Source organism: Simplicispira sp. GW247-4R2A (genome assembly GCF_059424465.1).
Genome location: NZ_JBWKZM010000029.1, coordinates 38,347 through 58,822 on the forward strand (window position 1 = coordinate 38,347; position 20,476 = coordinate 58,822).

Genomic DNA, 20,476 nt, shown 5'->3' on the forward strand with positions numbered 1-20,476 from the left:
AGCCTTCCATGATCAGCAGCACCACCTCTGCCAGCACGGCCACATCCGGCGCCAGTGCTACCGGAACGAGCGTCACCCAAGCCAATTCAACAAGCGACTCTGCAGCCTCGCAGGATCGCTTTCTCAAGCTGCTGGTGGCACAGCTCAACAACCAGGATCCGATGAATCCGATGGACAACGCGCAGATGACCTCGCAGATTGCTCAGATCAACACGGTCACCGGCATTCAGCAGCTCAACGACACGGTGAAGGGGCTGGCCAGCCAGTTTGCCACGCAGCAATTGATGCAGGGCAGCGCCATGGTCGGCCGCAACGTGCTGGTGGCCGACAACACGCTCAATGTCGACAGCACGACCCAGAAAGGCAGCGGAGCCTTTGACCTTGCCGGTTCTGCCGCCACCGTACAGGTGCAGGTACTCGACGCCAACAACAAGCAGGTGGGCACCGTGGACATCGGGGCCCTCAAGGCGGGGCGCTACAACTTCGAATGGGATGCCAGCGACGCCAGTACCAGCGGCCCGCTGCATTTCCAGGTGGTTGCCGCCAATGGACAAAGCCCTGTGGACGCCGTCGCGCTCTCGGTAGACCAAGTGGCTTCCGTGAGTCTGGACAACGGCGCGCTCGCCCTGCAACTCTCTCGCGGCGGCACCACCAGCTACAGCGCCATCAAGGCCATCCTCTAACGCCCCCAAACCACACCCGTTATCTCAGGAGCACACCATGAGCTTTCAACAAGGTCTCTCAGGACTCAACGCCGCCAGCAGGAACCTGGACGTCATTGGCAACAACATCGCCAACGCCAACACCACAGGGTTCAAAGGCTCGCGCAGCGAATTTGCCGATATCGTGGCCTCGTCGATTGGTGCCGCCGGCGGCAGCAATGCCGGCATCGGTGTCGAAGTGGCGGCCGTTGCGCAGCAATTCTCGCAAGGCAACATCACCGTCACTGGCAACAACCTGGACGTCGCCATCAACGGCGGCGGCTTCTTCAGGCTCCAGCAGCCCGATGGCTCACCCGCCTATACGCGGGCTGGCAACTTCAAGCTCGACACGAGCGGTGACTTGGTCACCAATAGCGGGGCAAAGGTGATGGGGTTCAAGGTGGACAGCACCACTGGCGCCGGTACCTCCGAGCCAGTACCGCTGAGCTTCCCCACAGGCGCGCCGATTCAGGCAAAACAGACGGCCAATATCACAGCCGCGATCAACCTGGACGCTCGTGCAAAAGACGCCGCCAGCACCGTGCCGCCCACGCCCCGCTCCACCTATGGCACCTCGGTCAATGTTTACGACAGCCAGGGCGTTGCCGTGCCGGTCAATCTGTACTTCGTGAAAACGGCCACGGCAAACACCTGGGACGTGTACGACAAACTGGACGACCCGACCGCGACACCGCCAGTCGTGGCAACTTCCGTGGGTACCGTCGCGTTCGATGCCAACGGCGCATACGATCCCACCGCCAGCACGTCGCCGCTGACGGTGACCGTCGATCCTTCGGGTGCCAATCCGAACAACCCACCCGCCCCGTGGCCGGTGACGATCGACCTATCCAGCACCACGCAATTCGGCAGCAAATTTTCCGTCGCCGACCTCACACAAGACGGCTACGCATCAGGCGAACTCACCGGCATCAACATCTCCAACGACGGCATGGTGATGGCCAGCTATTCCAACGGTGTGACGCGTGCCGAGGCCCAGGTTGCGCTGGCCAATTTCCGCAACCCACAAGGCCTGGCGCCCGTGGGCGGAAACAACTGGGTGGAAACCAACACGTCAGGCGCACCCGTCGTTGGCAAGCCGGGTACGGGCAACCTGGGCAATCTGCGCGCTGGTGCGCTGGAAGACTCCAACGTGGATCTGACTGCCGACCTGGTGAACATGATGACCGCGCAGCGCGCCTACCAGGCCAACGCGCAAACCATCAAAACCCAGGACCAAATCATGTCGACCCTGGTAAACCTGCGCTGATTCAAGCGCCTGAACCCTCGGAGGCCCTATGGACCGCGTCATCTACACCGCCATGACTGGCGCCAACGCCGCTGCGCAGCGGCAGTCGGTGCTGGCCAACAACCTGGCCAATGCGTCCACCACGGGCTTTCGCGCCGAGCTCTCCACCTTTCGCTCGGTGCCCCTGCAAGGCGATGGCGCCAGCACGCGCGTATTCGCGCTCGAAGCCACCTCCGGCTACCGCGACACCCCAGGATCTGTGGAACGCACCGGCCGCAATCTGGATGCCATGGCGGCTGGCAGCGCCTGGTTTGCGGTGCAAGGGCTTGACGGCACAGAGGCTTATACGCGCAGCGGCGCTTTCGAAGTGAACGCCACCGGGCAGATGGTGACCGGCACCGGCCTGCCGGTGCTCTCGGACGGCGGCGCGCCGATTGACGTACCGCCCGGTGCAGAAGTCTCACTGGGTTCGGACGGCACCATCACCGCCAAGGTCGCCGGTCAGCCACCGTCCGCCATCGGGCGACTGAAGCTCGCCACGCCGACAACCGAAGACCCGCTGGTGCGCAGCGAAGACGGACTGTTTCGCGCCCGCTCAGGTGACCCCATGCCACAGGACGCCAACGCCCGGCTGATGGCCGGCGCACTCGAAGGCTCGAACGTGAATCCGGTCGAGAGCATGGTCGGAATGATTGCTGCCTCGCGCCAATTCGAGCAGCAGATGCGCTTGCTCAGCACCGCAGAAACCAACGACAAATCGGCCAGCCAGTTGCTGAGCCTCAACGGCTGAGCGCGGCGCGCCCGGCAGCCAAGGAGCCCCCATGATCAATTCTCTCTGGATCGCCAAGACCGGCATGGAAGCGCAGCAGACGCAGCTCGATGTCATCTCGCACAACCTCGCCAATACATCCACCACCGGCTACAAGCGCGCCAGCGCCGTGTTCCAGGACCTGATCTACCAGAACCTGCGCCAGGTGGGCAGCCAAACCACGGAGCAAAACCAGTTGCCGACTGGACTGCAACTGGGCCTCGGGGTGCGCACGGTCGCCACCAGCCGCAATTTCATGCAGGGCGGCCTGCAGCAGTCCAACAGCAATCTCGATGTCGCCATCAAGGGCAACGGATTCTTCCAGGTGACCATGCCCGATGGCACGGCGGCGTACACGCGCGACGGCTCGTTTCAGGTCGATTCCCAGGGCAGGCTCGTCACCTCCAGCGGATTGCCGGTTGCCAATGGCATCACCATCCCGCCCAACGCCACCTCGATCAGCATCGGTACGGACGGCACGGTGTCGGCACTTCTGCAAGGCAATACGGCACCACAGCCGCTGGGCAGCATTGCCATGGCGAACTTCATCAATGCACCTGGCCTGGAGCCGCGCGGCGAAAACCTGTACGTCGAAACGGCCGCTTCCGGCCAGCCCACGCAGGGCACACCAGGCACCAACGGCCTGGGTACGGTGGTGCAAGGCTACCTGGAGACCTCCAACGTCAACGTGGTCCAGGAGCTGGTCAGCATGATTCAGACCCAGCGCGCCTATGAGATGAATTCCAAGGCAGTGCAAACCTCTGACCAGATGCTGGCCAAACTGGCCCAGCTCTGAGCTCTCAAGGAAGGCCACCATGCGTTTGAATTTTTGCGCTTCTTCCGCAGTGGGCACGCGCTGGGCTGGGGCCGCGCTGGCCTTGCTGCTGGGTGGCTGCGCCAGCATGTCACCCACGCCACCTGTGGACATCCTGCCGACCACGCCGCCGCTCATCGAACCGCAGCCACAGGTGCAAGGCCCGGCCACGGGCAGCCTGTTCCACACCGCGAGTTACCGTCCGGCATTCGAGGACCGGCGCGCCCGCATGGTAGGCGACAACGTGACGGTGGTGATCGTTGAGAACGTCTCGGCCAGCCAGAAATCCACATCCACCGTGGACCGCACCTCCGGGGTGGATGCCGGCATCACCGCCCTGCCCTTTGTCAGCAGCAGCCTCACTGGCAAAACCACGTTGGGCGCGAAATCAAGCAACACCTTCGAGGGCAAGGGCGGCACGGAAAGCGCCAATACCTTTACGGGCTCGATTACCACCAGCGTCGTGCAGGTACTGCCCAACGGCCATCTCGTCATTTCCGGCGAGAAGCAGATTGGCGTCAACGAGAACGTGGACGTGCTGCGCTTCTCGGGCACCGTGGACCCACGTATGCTGCAGCCGGGCAGCCTGGTCAACTCCACCCAGGTCGCCAATGTGCGCATCCAGTCGCGTGGACGCGGCGCGCAGGGCGAGGCGCAGGTCACCGGCTGGCTGGGTCGGTTCTTCAATTCGGTGACGCCGTTCTGAGCACAAAGGCACCGCCATGCGCCTGTGCGGGTGCATGGGCAGCGCCACTGCATCGCAGATTTTTGTTTATCTAAATTGATAGCTGCTAACGCTTATCAGATAAGCGCTAGTGGCCAATTTCGCTTGTTTTTTCCTGTTACCGCGCGCCAGCCAACCCTTAGTCCAGCCCCGCCAATTGGCAGGTGAAGCAAACCCTTATTCCCGCTTCACTCGCCGCAGCACGCCACACAATGGGCCCATGAGCTTCGTGCGCCTTCCCTCCCTTCGCATGCCTTGGGCAGCGCTTTGCGCAGGCCTGCTGGCACTCGCTGCTGCACTGCCTGCACACGCGCTGCGCGTCAAGGAAGTGGCTGCCGTGCAGGGCGTGCGCAGCAACCAGTTGACCGGCTACGGCCTGGTCGTGGGGTTGGACGGCACAGGCGACCAGACGACGCAAATGCCCTACACCACGCAGGCCATGCAGAACTACCTGTTGCAAATGGGCATCAGCCTGCCCGCAGGCGCCTCATCGCAGTTGCAATTCAAGAACGTGGCAGCCGTCGTGGTCACGGCAGAACTTCCCGCCTTTGCCCAGCCGGGCCAGCACATCGATACCACGGTCTCCTCGATGGGCAACGCCAAGTCGATCAAAGGTGGCCTTTTGATGATGACGCCGCTGCGTGGGGCCGATGGTGAGATTTACGCGTTGGCACAGGGCAACGTCGTGGTCGGTGGCGCAGGCGCCGCTTCCGGCGGCAGCAAGGTGCAGATCAACCACTTGAGCGCGGGCCGCATCCCGCAGGGTGCGCAGGTCGAGCGCTCGGTGCCCACGCCGCTCAACGACGGCAATTTCATCACCCTGGACTTGAATGCGTCGGATTTCCAGACCGCGCGCGGCGTCGTCGATGCCATCAACAAGCACATCGGAGCTGGTCATGCCACCGCCCTCAACAGCCGGACAGTGCAGGTCAGCGCCCCCACCGACCCGGGAGCCCGTGTCGGCTTCATTGCCGAACTCGAAGAACTTCCGCTTGACCCCATTGCGCCGGCAGCCAAAGTCGTCATCAACGCGCGCACCGGTTCGGTTGTGCTCAACCAGGCGGTGACGCTGGGGCCCTGCGCGATCGCACACGGCAACCTGTCCATCACCATCAGCTCGACTCCCGTCATCAGCCAGCCCAATCCATTGTCCAAGGGCCAGACTGTGGTGGCACAGCAAAGCAACATCAAGATCAACCAGGAACCCGGCGCCATCATCCAGGTGCCACCTTCGCCGCAGTTGGCCGATGTGGTGCGTGCGCTCAATGCCCTGGGCGCCACGCCTGGCGATCTGCTGGCGATCCTGCAAGCCATCAAGGCCGCCGGCGCGCTCAACGCCGAGCTGGAAGTCATCTGATGGCCTGCGCCCATCCGTGCAAGGAGGTCTGATATGGAGCTCTCGCTCTCAGCCACCACCGCTGCCAGCACATCAAACGCGCTGGCAGTGGATGCCCGATCGCTCAACAACCTTAAGTACCAAGCCGGTCTGAACAGCCCCGCAGCCGCCAAGGAAACCGCCAAGCAGTTCGAATCGCTGTTCATGCGCGAAATGATCAAGAGCATGCGCGAGGCGACGATGAAGTCGGGCCTGCTCGACAGCCCCCAGGGCAACTTGGGCACCGATCTGCTCGATCAGCAGCTTTCCGTGCAGATGTCCGGGCAGCCCGGCGGTCTGTCCGAGGCCATTGCACGCCAGCTCTCGCAGCAGTTGATGGGCGGCGATGTGAACCTGGTCTCGCCCTCGACACTGAGTCTCGCCCGCCCGGCCGCAAAAAGTTCCAGCACCACGGCAGCGCCCACGGGCCCTGCGCCCAAAGGCCGCGACGACTTCGTGCAATACCACCAGGACGCTGCCGAACGCGTCGCCCTGGACAGCGGCATCCCGGCAAGCTTCATGCTGGGCCAGGCCGGCCACGAGACGGGCTGGGGCAAGAGCGAGATCAAGAATGCCGATGGCTCAACCTCGTTCAACCTGTTCGGCATCAAAGCCGGAAGCGGCTGGACCGGCAAGGTGGCGCAAGTGAGCACCACCGAGTACGAGAACGGCGTGGCACACAAGGTGGTGGCGAAATTCCGCGCCTACAACTCGTACGAAGAGTCTTTTCGCGACTACGCCCGCCTGATCAACAACAACCCGCGCTACGAAAAGGCGCGTGCCAACACCGGGTCAGCAACAGCCTACGCGGCAGAACTGCAAAAGGCTGGCTACGCAACCGATCCGGCCTACGCGAAGAAGCTCGGCGGCGCGATCCAAAGCGCTCTACGCGCCCAACAATCGCAAGCCTAAGGCGTCGCCATGAGTCTGCTTAACGTCGGATCGCGCGCCCTGCTGGCCAATCAGGTGGCCCTGCAGACGACTGGCAACAACATCGCCAACGTCAATACGCCAGGTTATTCGCGCCAGTCGGTGGTGGTGCAGACGGTGCCAGGGCAGTTCACTGGCGGCGGCTACATCGGCAAGGGCGTGGACGTGCAAACCATTTTGCGCAACCAGAGCGATTTGCTGACCCGCCAGGCCACCGCCGCAGCGGCGATGGATGCCGGCAATTCCGCACGATCGCAAAGCCTCCTGCAATTGCAGGATGTGTTCTCCGGAGGAACCTCTGGCCTGGGTACGGCCATCAACAGCATGATGAATGCCTTGTCGGACGTGGTGAGTTCCCCAACCGACATGACCGCACGCAATGTCGCGCTCACCAACATGGACGAAACCGGCAAGCGCATGGTGGCCGCGTCTGGCCGACTCGACGACATTGCCAGCGCTGTCAATGAGCAGCTCAAGGGTGACGTCAACACCATCAACCAGCTGGCGCAGAACATTGCCAGCGTGAACGACCAGATTGCGCGCGCCAAGGGCAACGGCCAGCCGCCTAACGACCTGCTGGACCAGCGCGACCAATTGGTGCGCAACCTCAACAAGTACATCCAGACGACGCAGGTAACAGCCGACGATGGCACCCTGAGCCTGTTTGTAGCCGGCAGCCAGCCGCTGGTCCTGGGCAACAAAGCGGGTTCGGTGTCCATCGGCGACCCCAAGGACTTTGGCGCTGCCAGCGGGCAAAAGAGCCTGCTGTTCCAGCAACCTGGGGCATCGTCCACGCAGGAGCTGAGCAGAACAGCATTGGGCGGCGGCGAAGTGGCCGGCTTGCTGAGCTTTCAGAACAGCGACCTGCAAGAGGGCTACCAGTTGCTCAACCGCATGGCAACGGCCATTTCGCTAAGCCTGAACGCACAGAATGAACTCGGTGTGACGCTTGATGGCAGCATGGGCAAAGCACTGTTCGCCGACGTAATTCCAGCGCAGCCCACGGCCGCGAGCACCAACACCTCGGCAGCCAGCCTGGGCGTGACCTTCTCCGATCCGACCAAGCTGGGCGCAAACAGCTACCTGGTGTCATTCAGCAGCGCCACGACAGGCACCATCACCACCCAGCCGGGCGGTCAGCCCGAAAACTTTGGCGGCCCGGGGCAACCCACCCTGGCAGGCTACTTTTCCTCCCATGGCCTGCAGTCCACCCTCAGCGGGCCACCCAACGCGGGTGATCAGTTCCTGGTAGACCCGATGAAAGGCGCTGCTGCCAAGATGCAGGCGCAGCAGCTCTCGCCCACCCAGCTGGCAGCGGCCAGCCCGGTGAATGCCAAAATGGGCGCAGCCAATGCGGGGACCTTGCAGCTCGCCAGTTTGAACGCTACCGGCCAACCGGCCACCACGGGCTTTGTGCCGCCGCCCTCGCCGGTACTCCCCGCGACTACAGGCGGCGGCGTCACCCTCACCTTTGCTTCCGGGCCGCCGGCCACGTTTACCGTGGCGGGCAACGCCACGCCGCTGATGGATGTTTCGGCAACGCCACCGGTGCCGCTAGCTGGCCCTCCTTACGCCTACACGGCTGGGCAAGCCATCACCATTGACGGCTGGGCGATCACGCTCGCCGGCGCACCCAAGGCAGGCGATACCGTCACGGTGGGAAACGCCCTGGACCCACAATACGGCGACGGCTACCAGCGCAATACCGGTAACGCAACCGCCCTGATGAATTTGCGCGATGCCAAGATGTTCGACGGTGCGACGCTCTCCGACGGCTTTGCCAGCGCGATGGCGCAGGTCGGCACTCGCACCCAAAGCGCCCAATATGCACAAGAGCTCTCGAGCTCCCTTGCCGCGAATCTGGAGAGCGACCGCACCGCTGTCTCTGGCGTCAACCTGGACGAGGAGGCAGCCCGACTGATCCAGTACCAGCAGGCCTACCAGGCGTCGGCAAAGATGATCCAGGTCGCGCAAAACATCTTCGATACCCTGATCACCAGCATGGGCCGCTGATCGCCAAGGAATCCGCCATGAGCTATTCAACGAACCGCGTGGCCACGGCCAACATGTACGAGAACGCCACGCGCAACCTGATGACGCGCCAGACGTCGCTTGCCAACCTGCAGGACAACCTGACTTCCGGCAAGCGCGTAGAGCGTGCCAGCGACGATCCGGTGGCAGCAGCACAAGCCGAGCGCGCCATGACGCGCATCTCGCGTATCCAGACTGACCAGCGCGCGTTGGATGCACAGCGCAGTGCCGTTGCGCAAGCGGAGAGTTCGCTGGGCGACGCTGTCGACCTGATGCAGCAAATGCGCGAACTCGTCGTCTCTGCCGGCAGTGGCACTTTCACCGACAGCGACCGGACCACGGTTGCCAACCAGCTACAAGGCTTGCGTACCCAGTTGCTGGATGTGGCCAACCGCAAGGACACCAACGGCGTGCCGCTGCTCAGTGCGCTGGGCAGCGCCGCTACGCCGTTCCTCAATGCCATGGGGCAATTCGACGGGCTAGCGGGGCAAACAACCGGCTCCTCCGTGGGTATCCCCAGCGTCCTCGACGGCGACGCTGCCTTCATGTTCCAGCCGCAGCGCGACGGTGTATTCAACGCCAGCGTGGACACGGCAACTCCCGCTACACACGGCTTGGGCTCCAGTGCCGTCACCAGTACCAACCCGACGCAGATTGCACTTGACCCAAGCGGCAATGCCTTCCAATACCAAATCAACGTGACGTATGTCACCGGCACAGCGCCCGGCACCCTGGCCGCGCAATACAGTGTCACCAGCAACCCCGTCGGCGCACCCTTGAACGGCACCAATCCCTTCACATCTGCCGACTTCAACCCCAGCCAGCCGGCGTCGGTTCCGGTCAATGCCATCCCCGGCCTGAGCCTAAACCTCACTGGGCAACCACAAGTGGGCGACACCATGCAGCTCACCCTCAACCCCAGCAACGGCATCTTTAGCACGATCGATTCCGCCATTCACGATATCGGCACTGCCGGCTCCAACAGTGCCGCAACCCAGGCCGTCGGCCAAGCCTTGGCGAATATTGACACCGGCTTGGCAAGGCTGCAAACGGTGCGCAGCTACGCCGGGGACCTACTCAACCGTGCCGACAGCATCAGCGGCAATCAGCAGACGCGCAGCGTTCAGCTCGAAGCCGATCGCTCAAGCGCCGTAGACCTCGATATGATCAAGGGCGTGTCCGACTTCCAGAACCAGCAGGTCGGCTACGATGCAGCACTGAAGTCCTACTCCATGGTGCAGAAGCTGTCGCTGTTCAACTATATTTCCTGATTTCTGGCGTGTGCTGCACACGCCGTACAGCGCATGGTCCAATCCGTTCTCGGCAGTCTGGTTCTTGCCTACCGGCCTCTGTGGGGGCGTGCGCGCACACTCGCTGGCATCGAGCTCTCCGTGCAGAGCGATGCCCTGGCACCTGTCGATACCCTCCACCTGCTGCGGACCCTGGTCGAATTGTGGAGCGCCAGCAGCCCGCCTATCCTGCTGGCGCCACAAAACCGCCAACTGCTCTGCGACATGCTGGAGCATGCCCCGCGCGGCACCCCGTGGATCGCTGTGCCAGGGGCCTGGTTAGAAGATTCGACCATCCACGCGCGCGTCCAGGCCGCGCACCAGCGCGGCCTGCGCCTGGTGTGGCGCGGCGAACTCTCGCAGCTGCCAGAGCCGGGCATTGCCGCCTGCTTTGAGAACAGCCTTCTCAGCCTTGCGCCGGAGGACGCTGCTACAGCCCTCCAGGCACAGCAGGCAGAGACCGCGCGCGCTCCGGCACCCAAACCCAGGGAGCCAGTCCCCACCGCCAGCCCGGTGATTGATGGGCAGATGTACGAAAACCTGCCCAGCCGCGCCCTAGTGGCCCACTGCCTGAACACACACAATGCTCTAGCCATTGCCGGCTGGCCCGTGGAAGACGTGCTGTACCAAATGCGCCACCAGCCGGTCCAGCCCTCACACGCGGTCATCTTCCGGCTGATGAAGGCCATAGACGCTGATGAGTCGCTGGAGCACTTCGAGGACATCCTGAGTGAAGACCCGATCCTGGCCTACCGCTTCATGGTCTACACCAACTCGGCCGCGCTTGGCCTGCGCACCGGCATCGATTCGCTGCGCCGGGGCTTTGTGATGATGGGCTACGGCTCGCTCAAGCGCTGGCTGTCGGACCAATTGCCGCACGCCAGCACCGAGCCCGATCTGGAGCCGGTGCGCGCCGCCGCCGTGATTCGGGCGCAGCTAACCGACCATTTGCTGGAAGCCGGCATCCAGAACGAACTGCGGCGGGAGGTCTACCTCTGCGGCCTGTTTTTCGGCCTGGGCGACTTGCTGGGCGAGCCCCTGGGCAACGCGCTGCACCGGGTGCCGCTCTCCGAGCGCATCTACGACGCAGCAGTGCTGCGCACGGGCCCCTATGCACCGCCGCTGGACATGGCGTTAGCGCTGGAGAGCGGCGATTGCGCGGCGATTCAGGAGCTGTGCGAAACCTACGAGATGGACCGAGAAGAAGTCAACCGCGCCCTGCTGCGCGTACTGTCCTCGCTGGAAGTCGTGCGCGGGTGAATGGATACACCCCCTGTGTCGCTGCGCTCCTTCCCCCTCTCTCGCCTCGCTGCGCGATGCGGGAGGGGGACACCGCCAGCGCCCGGAGTGCAGACGACATTTGCATGTCGTGGCGGCCCTTGCGCGGCGGCCGCTGGCCTGGGCCGCGCCGGTGTCTTATTCGGTTTCTCAATCAATCGAGTACGCGAAGGTGAAGCACAGACAGTACCGGCGTACTGGCTCAGCGAAGCCGACAAAGTAATCGGTTGATTTAGAAATGGAATTGCGCCGCGTGCGGACCGACACACCCTAGGGTGCGCCTGCAGCGCTACGCCATCTGCCCGCGCACGCGCTCACACACCCGCCAGAATGCAGCGTCCTGGACGGCGGCGAAATTCACCCGCATCAGCGTACTGGGCTGGCCGCTCGCATGGAACAGCGCTCCGGGCGCAAGCAGATAGCCTTCATCGAGCATGCGCTGTGCCAGCGCGTCGGTGTCCACACCCGTTTCCACCCAGCCGAACAGGCCCGCAGGCTCGGCCGCAAAGCCAAAACCGGCCGCCTGCGCCAACTGCACGCTGCGGGCGCGGGCCTGCGCCAGGCGCCGGCGCAGACGCTCGGCGTGGCGCCGCAGTTGGCCCTGCTCCATGCACAGGGCGAGCGCCTTTTCCAGAATGGAGGGCGTGGTCAGCGCCGACAGCAGCTTGGTATCGAGCAGGCGCTCGGTCAGCGTGGGCGGCGCAGCCAAAAAACCAATGCGCCAGTTGGGCGCCAGAATTTTCGCAAAGCCTCCCACGTACACCGTGCGGCGCAAACCGTCGAGCGCGCACAAACGCGTCGCATGGTCAGGGGCCAGGTGGCAGTAGCTGTCGTCTTCGACGATATGGAAGTCGTGCTGCTGCGCCAGTTGCAGCACCTGGTGGGCACTACCAGGCGAGAGGCTGTACCCCGTCGGGTTGTGCAGCACGCTGACGCTGACAAACAGCTTGGGCGCGTGCGCCTCGCAGTAGCGGGCCATGACCGCCAGGTCCGGCCCGTCAGGCCCGCGCGGAACCGGCAGCACGCGCATACCCAGGGCGTCGAGCCGTGCGAATTCGACCGACCAGCCAGGCTCCTCCACCATCACCGGGTCGCCCGCCTTAAGCAGCGTGCGGCTCACAATGTCCAGCGCATGCGTCGCGCCCATCGTGGTCATGATCTGGCCGACAGGCGCCGGCACACTCAGCTCGGCCAGGCGCCGGGCAAGCACCTGGCGCAAGCCGGCGTCGCCCATGGGCTCGCCATAACTGAACGAGGCCGCATGCAGCGCCGGGCTGGCCGCCACCTTGCGCACCGCCGCCAGCATGAAACGCGCGTCTTCCAGCCACGAGGCCGGAAACACCCCAGCACCCGGTTGTGCCTGGCCCGAGGGCGGGTGAAACATGCCGCGGATCAACGCCGTGGCGTGGATCCGCGAGCCAGGCGGCAAGCCGGCAAAAGGAACAGCGCCGCTGGGGCTGCGCAGCACTTTGTTTTTGATAGCTGTCTGCGCAATATCCACCTGCTCTAGAGGCACTTTTTGCATCAAATCCCGCACAAAAAATCCGCGCTGCCTGCGTGCCTCGATCAAGCCCTGGGCGAGCAGTTGGTCGTAAGCCGCCACCACGGTCCACGGGCTCACGCCCTGCTGGCGCGCGCATTCGCGCACCGAGGGCATGCGCGAGCCCGGTGCCAGCAGGCGCGCACGGATGCGTTCGGCAAAGCGCTGGGCAAGTTGGTCGGTCAGGGAGCGGCGCGGGGTTCGGGTCAGCATGGGAAAGCCTTTGCATGCCAGGTGTGCCAATGAAAACACCAATACAGATCATTCATTTGTCCAGGGAACTGTATCGGAACTGTAATGGCGAAATCCGTACATTGGAACGCTTTCCTTCCCACGGCCCACCCCTTCATGTCGCTCGCCGAATTCACTGCCTTGCTGGCCCTGGCCACGGCCCTGAGCTTTACGCCCGGGCCCAACACCACGCTCTCGACGGCACTGGCGGCCAACAGAGGCCTGCGTGCCTCCATGCGTTTTGTCCTTGCGGTGCCGGTCGGCTGGACGGCCCTGCTGCTGCTCTGCGCTGGCGGCGTCGGCGCCGCCGTGGTGGCGGTGCCCATGCTGCGCCTGGCGATCAAGGCATTCGGCATCGGCTACCTCTTGTGGCTGGCGTGGAAGCTCTCGCGCAGCGCCCGGCTCGCCGAAGCCGACAGCGCACCCATGCGCGTGGGCTTCTGGCAAGGTGTGCTGCTGCAGTTCGTCAACATCAAAGCCTGGCTGCTGGCGCTGACCATCGTCGCCGGCTGGGTGGCCGGGCGAGCCGACAGCCTGCAGCGCCTGGCCGTGATCTTGCCGGTGATGTTGGTGTTCGCCTTTTCCAGCAACCTGCTCTACGCCAGCACAGGCGCCCTGCTGCGCCACTGGCTGGCCCAGGGTGCGCGCCTGCTCTGGTTCAACCGCGCCATGGCCTTGGTGTTGGTGCTCACGGCGATCTGGATGCTGCGCACATGAAACTCAAAGACGAAACCCTGGGCATGGGTCTGGGTCTTCTCGGCGTCGCCTTCTTCGCCGTTACGCTGCCGATGACGCGGCTGGCCACCGGCACACACGACGCGCCACAGCTCTCGCCCTGGTTCGTGACGCTGGCTCGCGCCGCGCTCGCGGGCTGCCTTTCGGTGATTTTCTTGCTGGCAACACGCTCGCCCCTGCCACAGCGCCGCCATTGGAAGCCGCTCGGGCTGGCTGTATTGGGCAACGCCATTGGCTTCCCGCTGCTGCTGGGCTACGCACTGCGCGTCGTCACCGCCAGCCACGCCGCGGTGATCACGGCGCTGCTGCCGCTGGTGACCGCTGCCGTGGCCGCGTGGGTGCTGCACCAGCGCGCGCGCCTGGGTTTCTGGGTCTGCGCCGTCGCCGGCAGCGCGCTGGTGGTGGCGTTCTCGGTGCTGCGTGCCCACCAAGGAGGGTCTGGCTTCGGCTTCGAATGGGCCGACCTGCTGCTGGTCGGCGCCGTTTTTGCCGCCTCCATCGGCTATATCTACGGCGCCCAGGTAACGCCAGCGCTCGGCGCCGAGCGCGTGATCTGCTGGGTCTGCGTGCTGGCGCTGCCTGTTTCGCTGCCAGGCGCGCTGTGGCTGTGGCCCCAGCATGCCGTTGCCGCCTCGGCCTGGGGCGGCTTGCTGTACGTCGGCGTGTTCTCAATGTGGGCCGGTTTTTTCGCCTGGTACCGCGGTCTGGTGCTGGGCGGCGCCCTGCGCGTCAGCCAGACGCAGTTGCTGCAACCCTTTCTTTCCATCCTCGCAGCCGTGCCGCTGCTGGGCGAGGCGCTTGATGGCGTCACGCTTGCCTTCGCCGCCGCCGTCGTGCTGACGGTCGTCATTGGAAAACAATTTTCCCGCCCGCCCACGCCGCCCAACCCGGGTGGCAGGGCGATATCGCCCGTCCGCTGAACCACGGCGCCAACGAGCGCACATTCGATCCAACGCAAGGAAATGCCCATGTCCTGGAAACTCGCCAGCCGAACCGAAAAGATGAACCCCTCGGTCATCCGCGAAATTCTCAAACTCACGGAAAAGCCCGGCATCATCAGCCTGGCCGGTGGCCTGCCGTCGCCGCGCACCTTCCCGGTGGACGACTTCGCCCGCGCCTGCGCCACGGTGTTACAGCACGACGGGGCTGCCGCGCTGCAGTACGCCGCCAGCGAGGGCTATGGGCCGCTGCGCGAGGCGGTGGCCGCGCAACTGCCCTGGGACGTGGACCCGGCGCAGGTCTTGATCACCACGGGCTCGCAGCAGGGCCTGGACCTGGTCGGCAAGGTGCTGCTGGACGCGGGCAGCCGCGTGCTTGTCGAAACGCCCACCTACCTGGGCGCGCTGCAAGCCTTTGCTCCCATGGAGCCGATGGTGCAATCCGTACCAAGCGACGATGAAGGCGTGGACATTGCCGCGCTCGCCGCCAGCGTGGGCAGTGGAGCCGACCAGGCGCGTTTTCTCTATGTGCTGCCCAACTTCCAGAACCCCACCGGCCGCACCATGAGCGAGGCACGCCGCGCCGCACTGGTATCCAAGGCCGCTGAACTTGGCTTGCCGCTGCTGGAAGACAACCCCTACGGCGACCTGTGGTTTGAGTCGCCGCCACCAGCGCCGCTGACGGCGCGCAACCCGGCGGGCTGCATTTACCTGGGGAGTTTTTCCAAGGTGCTGGCGCCAGGACTGCGCCTGGGCTACCTGGTGGCGCCGCCCGAGGTGTTCCCCAAGCTGCTGCAGGCCAAGCAGGCAGCCGACCTGCACACACCCGGCTTCAACCAGCGCATGGTATTCGAAGTGATGCAGGGCGGGTTCCTGGACCGGCATGTGCCAACCATCCGCACGCTGTACCGCCAGCAGCGCGATGCGATGCTCGGCGCACTCGAGCGTGCCATGAGCGGCCTGGGTGTGCAATGGAACCAACCGGCCGGCGGCATGTTCCTGTGGCTGCGGTTGCCAGAGGGCATGAGCGCGGTGGATTTGTTGCCGCTCGCAGTGGAGCGGGGGGTGGCCTTCGTTCCGGGCGCGGCCTTCTACGCGGGGGACGCCGATCCGCGCACGCTGCGCCTGTCGTTCGTAACGGCGAGCAGCGCACAAATCGATACTGCGATTGGCTCGCTGGCCGATGCGGTGCGTGCGCTGCGGATGCACCCTACACTTTAGGGCAATGCTGAACAAGTCCCTCACGCGCCGCGCATCCGTACCTCGGGCGGTCTGCGGCGTTGCAAATCCTCGCCATAGCTGCGGCTATGGCGAGGATTTGCGCCTTGCATCCCATCCCGATGCACGGCGCGCGTCATCGCGGTGACTTATTCAGCATCGCCTTAGGCACTCACCGCGCAAGCGAAGGGGCGCGCTTCATGACCTACCTGCCTTTCCTGCAAGTCGACGTATTCAGCGAGCACCATGGTGATGGCAATCCCTTGGCCGTGGTGCTGGACGCAGAGCATCTCCCCGAGCGCACGCTCAGGCGCTTTGCCGCCTGGACCAATCTGTCGGAAACGACCTTCCTGCTCCCCCCCACGGAAAGCGCCCGCGCGGCCGGCGCCGACTACCGGGTGCGCATCTTCACTCCTCGTGGCGAGCTGCCGTTTGCCGGCCATCCGACCCTTGGCAGTTGCTACGCCTGGCTGCACGCAGGTGGCCAGCCACGGTCGCCAGGGACCATCGTGCAGGAATGCACGGTTGGCCTGGTCCCCATTCGCCAGCAGCAGGGGCGCTTGGCCTTTGCCGCGCCGCCAATGCAGCAAAGCGTGCCGAACCCGGCCATGACCGCGTTGGTGGTGGGCGCGCTCGGATTGCGGCCTCAGCAAGTTCGCGCAGCGCGCCTGCTCAACAACGGCCCGCGCTGGCTCGCACTGCTGGTGGACAGCAAGGAGGCCGTGCTCGGCCTGACACCCGACCATGCGCGCCTCAAGGACCTGGGCCAGGACGTTGGCATCGTCTACATGGCAGGCGAAGCACATGCCCATGGCGAACCCGATGCCTTCGTACGCGGCTTTTCCCCATCGCTCGGCACCAGCGAAGACCCGGTGACCGGCAGTCTGAATGCCAGTCTGGCGCAGTGGTTGATTGGCCAGGGCCTTGCGCCTCACGCCTATCTGGTAGCGCAAGGCGAATGCCGGGGCCGCGCCGGGCGGGTCTATATCGAGCAAGATGGCGAGGGCCAGGTCTGGGTGGGTGGCAACTGCCTCACCGCCATTGAGGGGCGCGCGCATTTCCCCTGAGCGCCTGGCGCCACGGGTCCCGCAACCCCACCCAGCCGTGCGCCGGTGTGCCTCGGCGTTGCCCGCCACAGCACACACACCTCCAGCTTTTCAACATCCGGGTACCGCCCACTACCCGCTCGCAAAGGCCCGCCCACCATGCACCCACGCCCCTTCAAGCAAGTTGACGTCTTCACCGCCCAGGCCTGCCGCGGCAACCCGCTGGCCGTGGTGCTGGACGGCTCTGGCCTTTCCACCGAGGCCATGCAGCAGTTCACGAACTGGACCAACCTGTCCGAAGCCACCTTTGTGCTGCCGCCCACGCCCGAGGGCCGCGCCGCCGGCGCAGACTACCGCGTACGCATCTTCTGCCCCGGACGCGAGCTGCCCTTCGCCGGCCACCCCACGCTGGGCAGTTGCCACGCCTGGCTGGAAGCCGGAGGCACGCCCCAGCGCGCGGGCATGGTGGTGCAGGAATGCGGGGTGGGTCTGGTCGCGTTGCGCCAGGACAGCAACCGCCTCGCATTTGCCGCGCCGCCACTCATCAAGAGCGGCCCGCTGGACGAAGCCGATGTGGAACGCATTGCCCGAGGCCTGGGCGTTGCGCGCAGCGACATCCTGCACCACGCCTGGTGCGACAACGGCCCGAACTGGCGCGGCGTGATGCTGGGAAGCAGTGAGCAGGTGCTGGCGCTCAAGCCCGACAGCACCATCCTCTCGGGTCTCGACGTGGGCGTAGTTGGCCCGCGGGGCAAGATCGGTGTCATCGGCAGCAGCGACCTTGAGGGCATCGCCTTTGAAGTGCGCGCCTTTTTCCCCGGCAACAACGGCTTGGCCGAAGACCCCGTGACCGGCAGCCTGAACGCTGCGCTGGCGCAGTGGCTCATCGGCGCCGGCCTGGCCCCCGCGCAGTACGTGGCCAGCCAGGGCACATGCCTGGGCCGCGCCGGACGCGTGTTTGTGGAACTTGACGGCGACACCCTCTGGGTCGGCGGCAGCTCCGTCACCTGCGTGTCGGGCGAAGTGCTGTTGTGACCGCGCCATCCATGCTCCCTGGCGTGGACCACCTGGTCGTCCTGACGCCCGACCTGGCCACGGGCGTGGCGTGGTGCGAGCGAACGCTAGGAATCTCCCCCACGGCGGGCGGCGAGCACCCGCTGATGGGTACGCACAACCGCATTTTCAACATCTCCAGCCCCACGCACCCACGAACCTACCTGGAAATTATCGCTATCAATCCAGGAGCTACTCCCGCAATCCTATCAAGCGCTAGCCGCTGGTTTGATATGGATAATGCCGCCCTGCAGCAGCAGGTGAGCCAGCACAGCGCGCAGCTCATCCACTGGGTGGCCAGCGTGCCCGATGTGGCCGAACGCTGTGCCGCGCTGTCGGCACTGGACATTGAACGCGGCCCCATCCTCACCGCCAGCAGGCCCACGCCCGACGGCTTGCTGCAATGGCAGATCACGGTGCGGGATGATGGCCTGCGGCTCATGGACGGCTGCCTGCCCACCCTCATCCAGTGGGGCGCCGTGCATCCCTGCGACAGCCTTCCTGCCAGTGGCGTGCAGCTGCAAACCCTGGCACTGCAGCACCCGCAGGCGGCCACGTTGCAGGTGGCTTGTGCCGCCATCGGCGTGGCGGCATCCGTTGCCATCGCGCCCGGCGAAGCGCCCCGACTCACCGTGCAGCTCGCCACACCCCGTGGCCCTGTCAGCCTCTCCTCTCTTTGAATCGATTCACCATGTCCCACACCCTGCCCACCCTCCAAGACATTGAAGCCGCCGCCCAGGTGGTGTACCGCGACTTTGCCGCCACGCCCCAGTACCGCTGGGCGCTGCTGAGCGAGCGCCTGGGCACCGACTGCTGGGTCAAGCACGAGAACCACACCCCCGTGGGTGCCTTCAAGGTGCGCGGCGGGCTCACCTACTTCGACCAACTGGCGCAGCGCGGCGCACTGCCGCGCGAGGTCGTCAGCGCCACCCGCGGCAACCACGGCCAGAGCATGGGCTGGGCGGCGCGCAAGCATGGCGTGGCCTGCACCATCGTCGTACCGCATGGCAATTCGGTGGAGAAGAACGCGGCCATGCGTGCGCTGGGGGTCAGTCTGGTCGAACACGGCAGCGATTTTCAGGAGGCGCGCGAGCACGCCATGCAACTGGCCGCAGAGCGCGGCGCACACATGGTGCCCAGCTTTCACTTCGACTTGCTGCGCGGTGTCAGCACCTACTGGTGGGAGCTGCTGCGCGCTGTGCCGCAGCTCGACGTCGTCTACGTCCCCATTGGCCAGGGATCGGGCGCCTGCTCGGCGATTGCCGCCAAGCTGGCGCTGAACCACCGGGTTCGCATCGTCGGCGTGGTCAGCAGCCACGCCACCACGTATGCCGATTCGGTTGCCGCGGGCCGGGTGGTGGAGGCGCCCGTCACCACGGTCCTGGCCGACGGCATGGCCTGCCGCGTGGCCGACGCGCAGGCGCTGACCATCATCGCGCCGCACATCGACCACATCGTGCAAGTCAGCGACGCCGAGGTGGCGTACGCCATGCAGGCCTTGTTTACCGATACGCACAACACGGCGGAGGGCGCCGGGGCTGCCGCGCTGGCGGGCGCCCTGCAGGAGCGCGCGCAACTGCAAGGCCTCTGCGTGGGTCTGGCGCTCACTGGCGCCAATGTGGACGCTGCGGTCTTCGCTGGTGTGCTGGCGCAACACGCGTCCGCTGCCCGGTAGCGGGCGCCGCTCGCACCGGTCACCCGCGCGACAAACGGGCGCGGCCGATTCTGGCCCACTCGGCACATGGGAACACTCCATTTGGTGCGCCACGGCCAGGCCTCGTTTGGCGCCGACGACTACGACCGTCTCAGTCCGCTGGGCCAGCGCCAGGCGCTGCGCCTGGGGCAGTTCTGGCGCGAGCGCGGGCAGTCTTTTGACGCCGTGTACAGCGGCACACTGCGCCGGCACGACGAGACCCTGGCGGGCATCGTGGAGGGGTTGGGGGGCGCCCCGGCCGCGCAGCGCCTGCCTGGCCTGAACGAATACGACAGCCTGGCGCTGATTCGCGCCGTGCACACCGAGCCTCTGGAGCGGCCCGACACACCCGAGCGCTACCGCCACCATTTCCGCCTGCTGTGCGACGCCCTGGCACAGTGGATGGCGGGTGTGGTGAGCCCAGCAGGCATGCCAAGCTGGGACGAATTTTCCACCGGCGTGCATGCGGTTCTTGAAGACATTCGCCACCGGCATGCCGGCCAGCAGGTGCTCCTGGTCTCCAGCGGCGGACCGATTTCCACCGCCGTCGGGGCCGTACTCGGCACGGCGCCCGAGGTGACGATTGCCCTGAACATGCGCATCCGCAACAGCGCAGTGACGGAAATGAGCATTTCGCCCAAGCGCCTGATGCTGCAGACCTTCAACACGCTGCCGCACCTGGGCGGCAGCGAACACACGGACTGGGTGACACACGCCTGAAGCGCTGCTGCGCCGTTCAGGCCCTTAGAACCATGCCTTTCAACGTCTTTGAGCCGCGGCCCTGAGTACCCGGTCAGTAGAGACATGTGATCGTGCGGTAGAGCCA

The 20,476-nt window shown here is 65.2% G+C and carries 19 protein-coding genes; 18 read left to right on the plus strand and 1 reads right to left on the minus strand.

Features of this window, described 5'->3' with window-relative positions; all coding sequences use genetic code 11:
• The first annotated feature begins 8 nt into the window (after positions 1-8).
• From AC07ZH_RS17000 to AC07ZH_RS17045, 10 genes are all read left to right on the plus strand, one after another.
• On the plus strand, positions 9-683 hold the full coding sequence (locus AC07ZH_RS17000; protein WP_119110248.1) for a flagellar hook assembly protein FlgD: 675 nt from the start codon (positions 9-11) through the stop codon (positions 681-683).
• Between the two features lie 37 nt (positions 684-720).
• Positions 721-1,968, plus strand: a complete 1,248-nt coding sequence (gene flgE, locus AC07ZH_RS17005; RefSeq protein WP_119110247.1) for a flagellar hook protein FlgE — start codon at positions 721-723, stop codon at positions 1,966-1,968.
• Between the two features lie 28 nt (positions 1,969-1,996).
• Positions 1,997-2,737: a flagellar basal-body rod protein FlgF gene (gene flgF / locus AC07ZH_RS17010; protein ID WP_495200660.1), complete on the plus strand. Its 741-nt coding sequence runs from the start codon at positions 1,997-1,999 to the stop codon at positions 2,735-2,737.
• 31 nt (positions 2,738-2,768) lie between these two features.
• Complete coding sequence (flgG, locus tag AC07ZH_RS17015) at positions 2,769-3,551, plus strand: flagellar basal-body rod protein FlgG (RefSeq protein ID WP_495200661.1); 783 nt, start codon at positions 2,769-2,771, stop codon at positions 3,549-3,551.
• A gap of 19 nt (positions 3,552-3,570) precedes the next feature.
• Positions 3,571-4,275, plus strand: coding sequence for a flagellar basal body L-ring protein FlgH (locus AC07ZH_RS17020; protein ID WP_119110244.1), 705 nt, complete (start codon positions 3,571-3,573; stop codon positions 4,273-4,275).
• A 268-nt stretch (positions 4,276-4,543) separates the two neighbouring features.
• Positions 4,544-5,650, plus strand: coding sequence for a flagellar basal body P-ring protein FlgI (locus AC07ZH_RS17025; RefSeq protein ID WP_495200675.1), 1,107 nt, complete (start codon positions 4,544-4,546; stop codon positions 5,648-5,650).
• Positions 5,651-5,683: 33 nt separating this feature from the next.
• A complete protein-coding gene (gene flgJ / locus AC07ZH_RS17030) occupies positions 5,684-6,580 on the plus strand; it encodes a flagellar assembly peptidoglycan hydrolase FlgJ (RefSeq protein WP_495200662.1) in 897 nt (298 codons plus the stop codon).
• A gap of 9 nt (positions 6,581-6,589) precedes the next feature.
• Positions 6,590-8,611 carry a flagellar hook-associated protein FlgK gene (gene flgK / locus AC07ZH_RS17035; RefSeq protein ID WP_495200663.1) on the plus strand — a complete coding sequence of 674 codons (2,022 nt, stop codon included), beginning with the start codon at positions 6,590-6,592 and terminating at the stop codon, positions 8,609-8,611.
• A gap of 17 nt (positions 8,612-8,628) precedes the next feature.
• A complete protein-coding gene (flgL, locus tag AC07ZH_RS17040; RefSeq protein ID WP_495200664.1) occupies positions 8,629-9,900 on the plus strand; it encodes a flagellar hook-associated protein FlgL in 1,272 nt (423 codons plus the stop codon).
• Between the two features lie 33 nt (positions 9,901-9,933).
• Positions 9,934-11,178, plus strand: coding sequence for an HDOD domain-containing protein (locus tag AC07ZH_RS17045; RefSeq protein ID WP_495200665.1), 1,245 nt, complete (start codon positions 9,934-9,936; stop codon positions 11,176-11,178).
• A 307-nt stretch (positions 11,179-11,485) separates the two neighbouring features.
• Here the strand turns inward: AC07ZH_RS17045 and AC07ZH_RS17050 are convergent, their stop codons facing one another.
• Positions 11,486-12,949 carry an aminotransferase-like domain-containing protein gene (locus AC07ZH_RS17050; protein ID WP_495200666.1) on the minus strand — a complete coding sequence of 488 codons (1,464 nt, stop codon included), beginning with the start codon at positions 12,947-12,949 and terminating at the stop codon, positions 11,486-11,488.
• Between the two features lie 135 nt (positions 12,950-13,084).
• Between AC07ZH_RS17050 and AC07ZH_RS17055 the strand changes: the two genes are divergently transcribed.
• The 8 genes from AC07ZH_RS17055 (at position 13,085) to AC07ZH_RS17090 (ending at position 20,370) form a co-directional block, all read left to right on the plus strand.
• Positions 13,085-13,684 (plus strand): LysE family translocator, encoded by a 600-nt coding sequence (locus tag AC07ZH_RS17055; protein ID WP_495200676.1) that lies wholly within the window; start codon positions 13,085-13,087, stop codon positions 13,682-13,684.
• Complete coding sequence (locus AC07ZH_RS17060; RefSeq protein WP_495200667.1) at positions 13,681-14,622, plus strand: DMT family transporter; 942 nt, start codon at positions 13,681-13,683, stop codon at positions 14,620-14,622. The genes AC07ZH_RS17055 and AC07ZH_RS17060 overlap by 4 nt, the downstream gene beginning before the upstream one ends.
• A 48-nt stretch (positions 14,623-14,670) precedes the next feature.
• Positions 14,671-15,861 carry an aminotransferase-like domain-containing protein gene (locus tag AC07ZH_RS17065; RefSeq protein ID WP_495200668.1) on the plus strand — a complete coding sequence of 397 codons (1,191 nt, stop codon included), beginning with the start codon at positions 14,671-14,673 and terminating at the stop codon, positions 15,859-15,861.
• 197 nt (positions 15,862-16,058) lie between these two features.
• Entirely contained in the window at positions 16,059-16,925 is an 867-nt protein-coding gene (locus tag AC07ZH_RS17070; RefSeq protein ID WP_495200669.1) for a PhzF family phenazine biosynthesis protein, read from the plus strand.
• Between the two features lie 138 nt (positions 16,926-17,063).
• Positions 17,064-17,939: a PhzF family phenazine biosynthesis protein gene (locus AC07ZH_RS17075; RefSeq protein ID WP_495200670.1), complete on the plus strand. Its 876-nt coding sequence runs from the start codon at positions 17,064-17,066 to the stop codon at positions 17,937-17,939.
• An 11-nt stretch (positions 17,940-17,950) separates the two neighbouring features.
• The gene (locus AC07ZH_RS17080) at positions 17,951-18,637 is read left to right on the plus strand and encodes a VOC family protein (RefSeq protein ID WP_495200677.1); all 687 of its coding nucleotides are present in this window, start codon (positions 17,951-17,953) and stop codon (positions 18,635-18,637) included.
• Positions 18,638-18,648: 11 nt separating this feature from the next.
• Positions 18,649-19,632 carry a threonine dehydratase gene (locus AC07ZH_RS17085; RefSeq protein WP_495200671.1) on the plus strand — a complete coding sequence of 328 codons (984 nt, stop codon included), beginning with the start codon at positions 18,649-18,651 and terminating at the stop codon, positions 19,630-19,632.
• A 66-nt stretch (positions 19,633-19,698) separates the two neighbouring features.
• A complete protein-coding gene (locus AC07ZH_RS17090; RefSeq protein WP_495200672.1) occupies positions 19,699-20,370 on the plus strand; it encodes a histidine phosphatase family protein in 672 nt (223 codons plus the stop codon).
• The last annotated feature ends 106 nt before the right edge of the window (positions 20,371-20,476 follow it).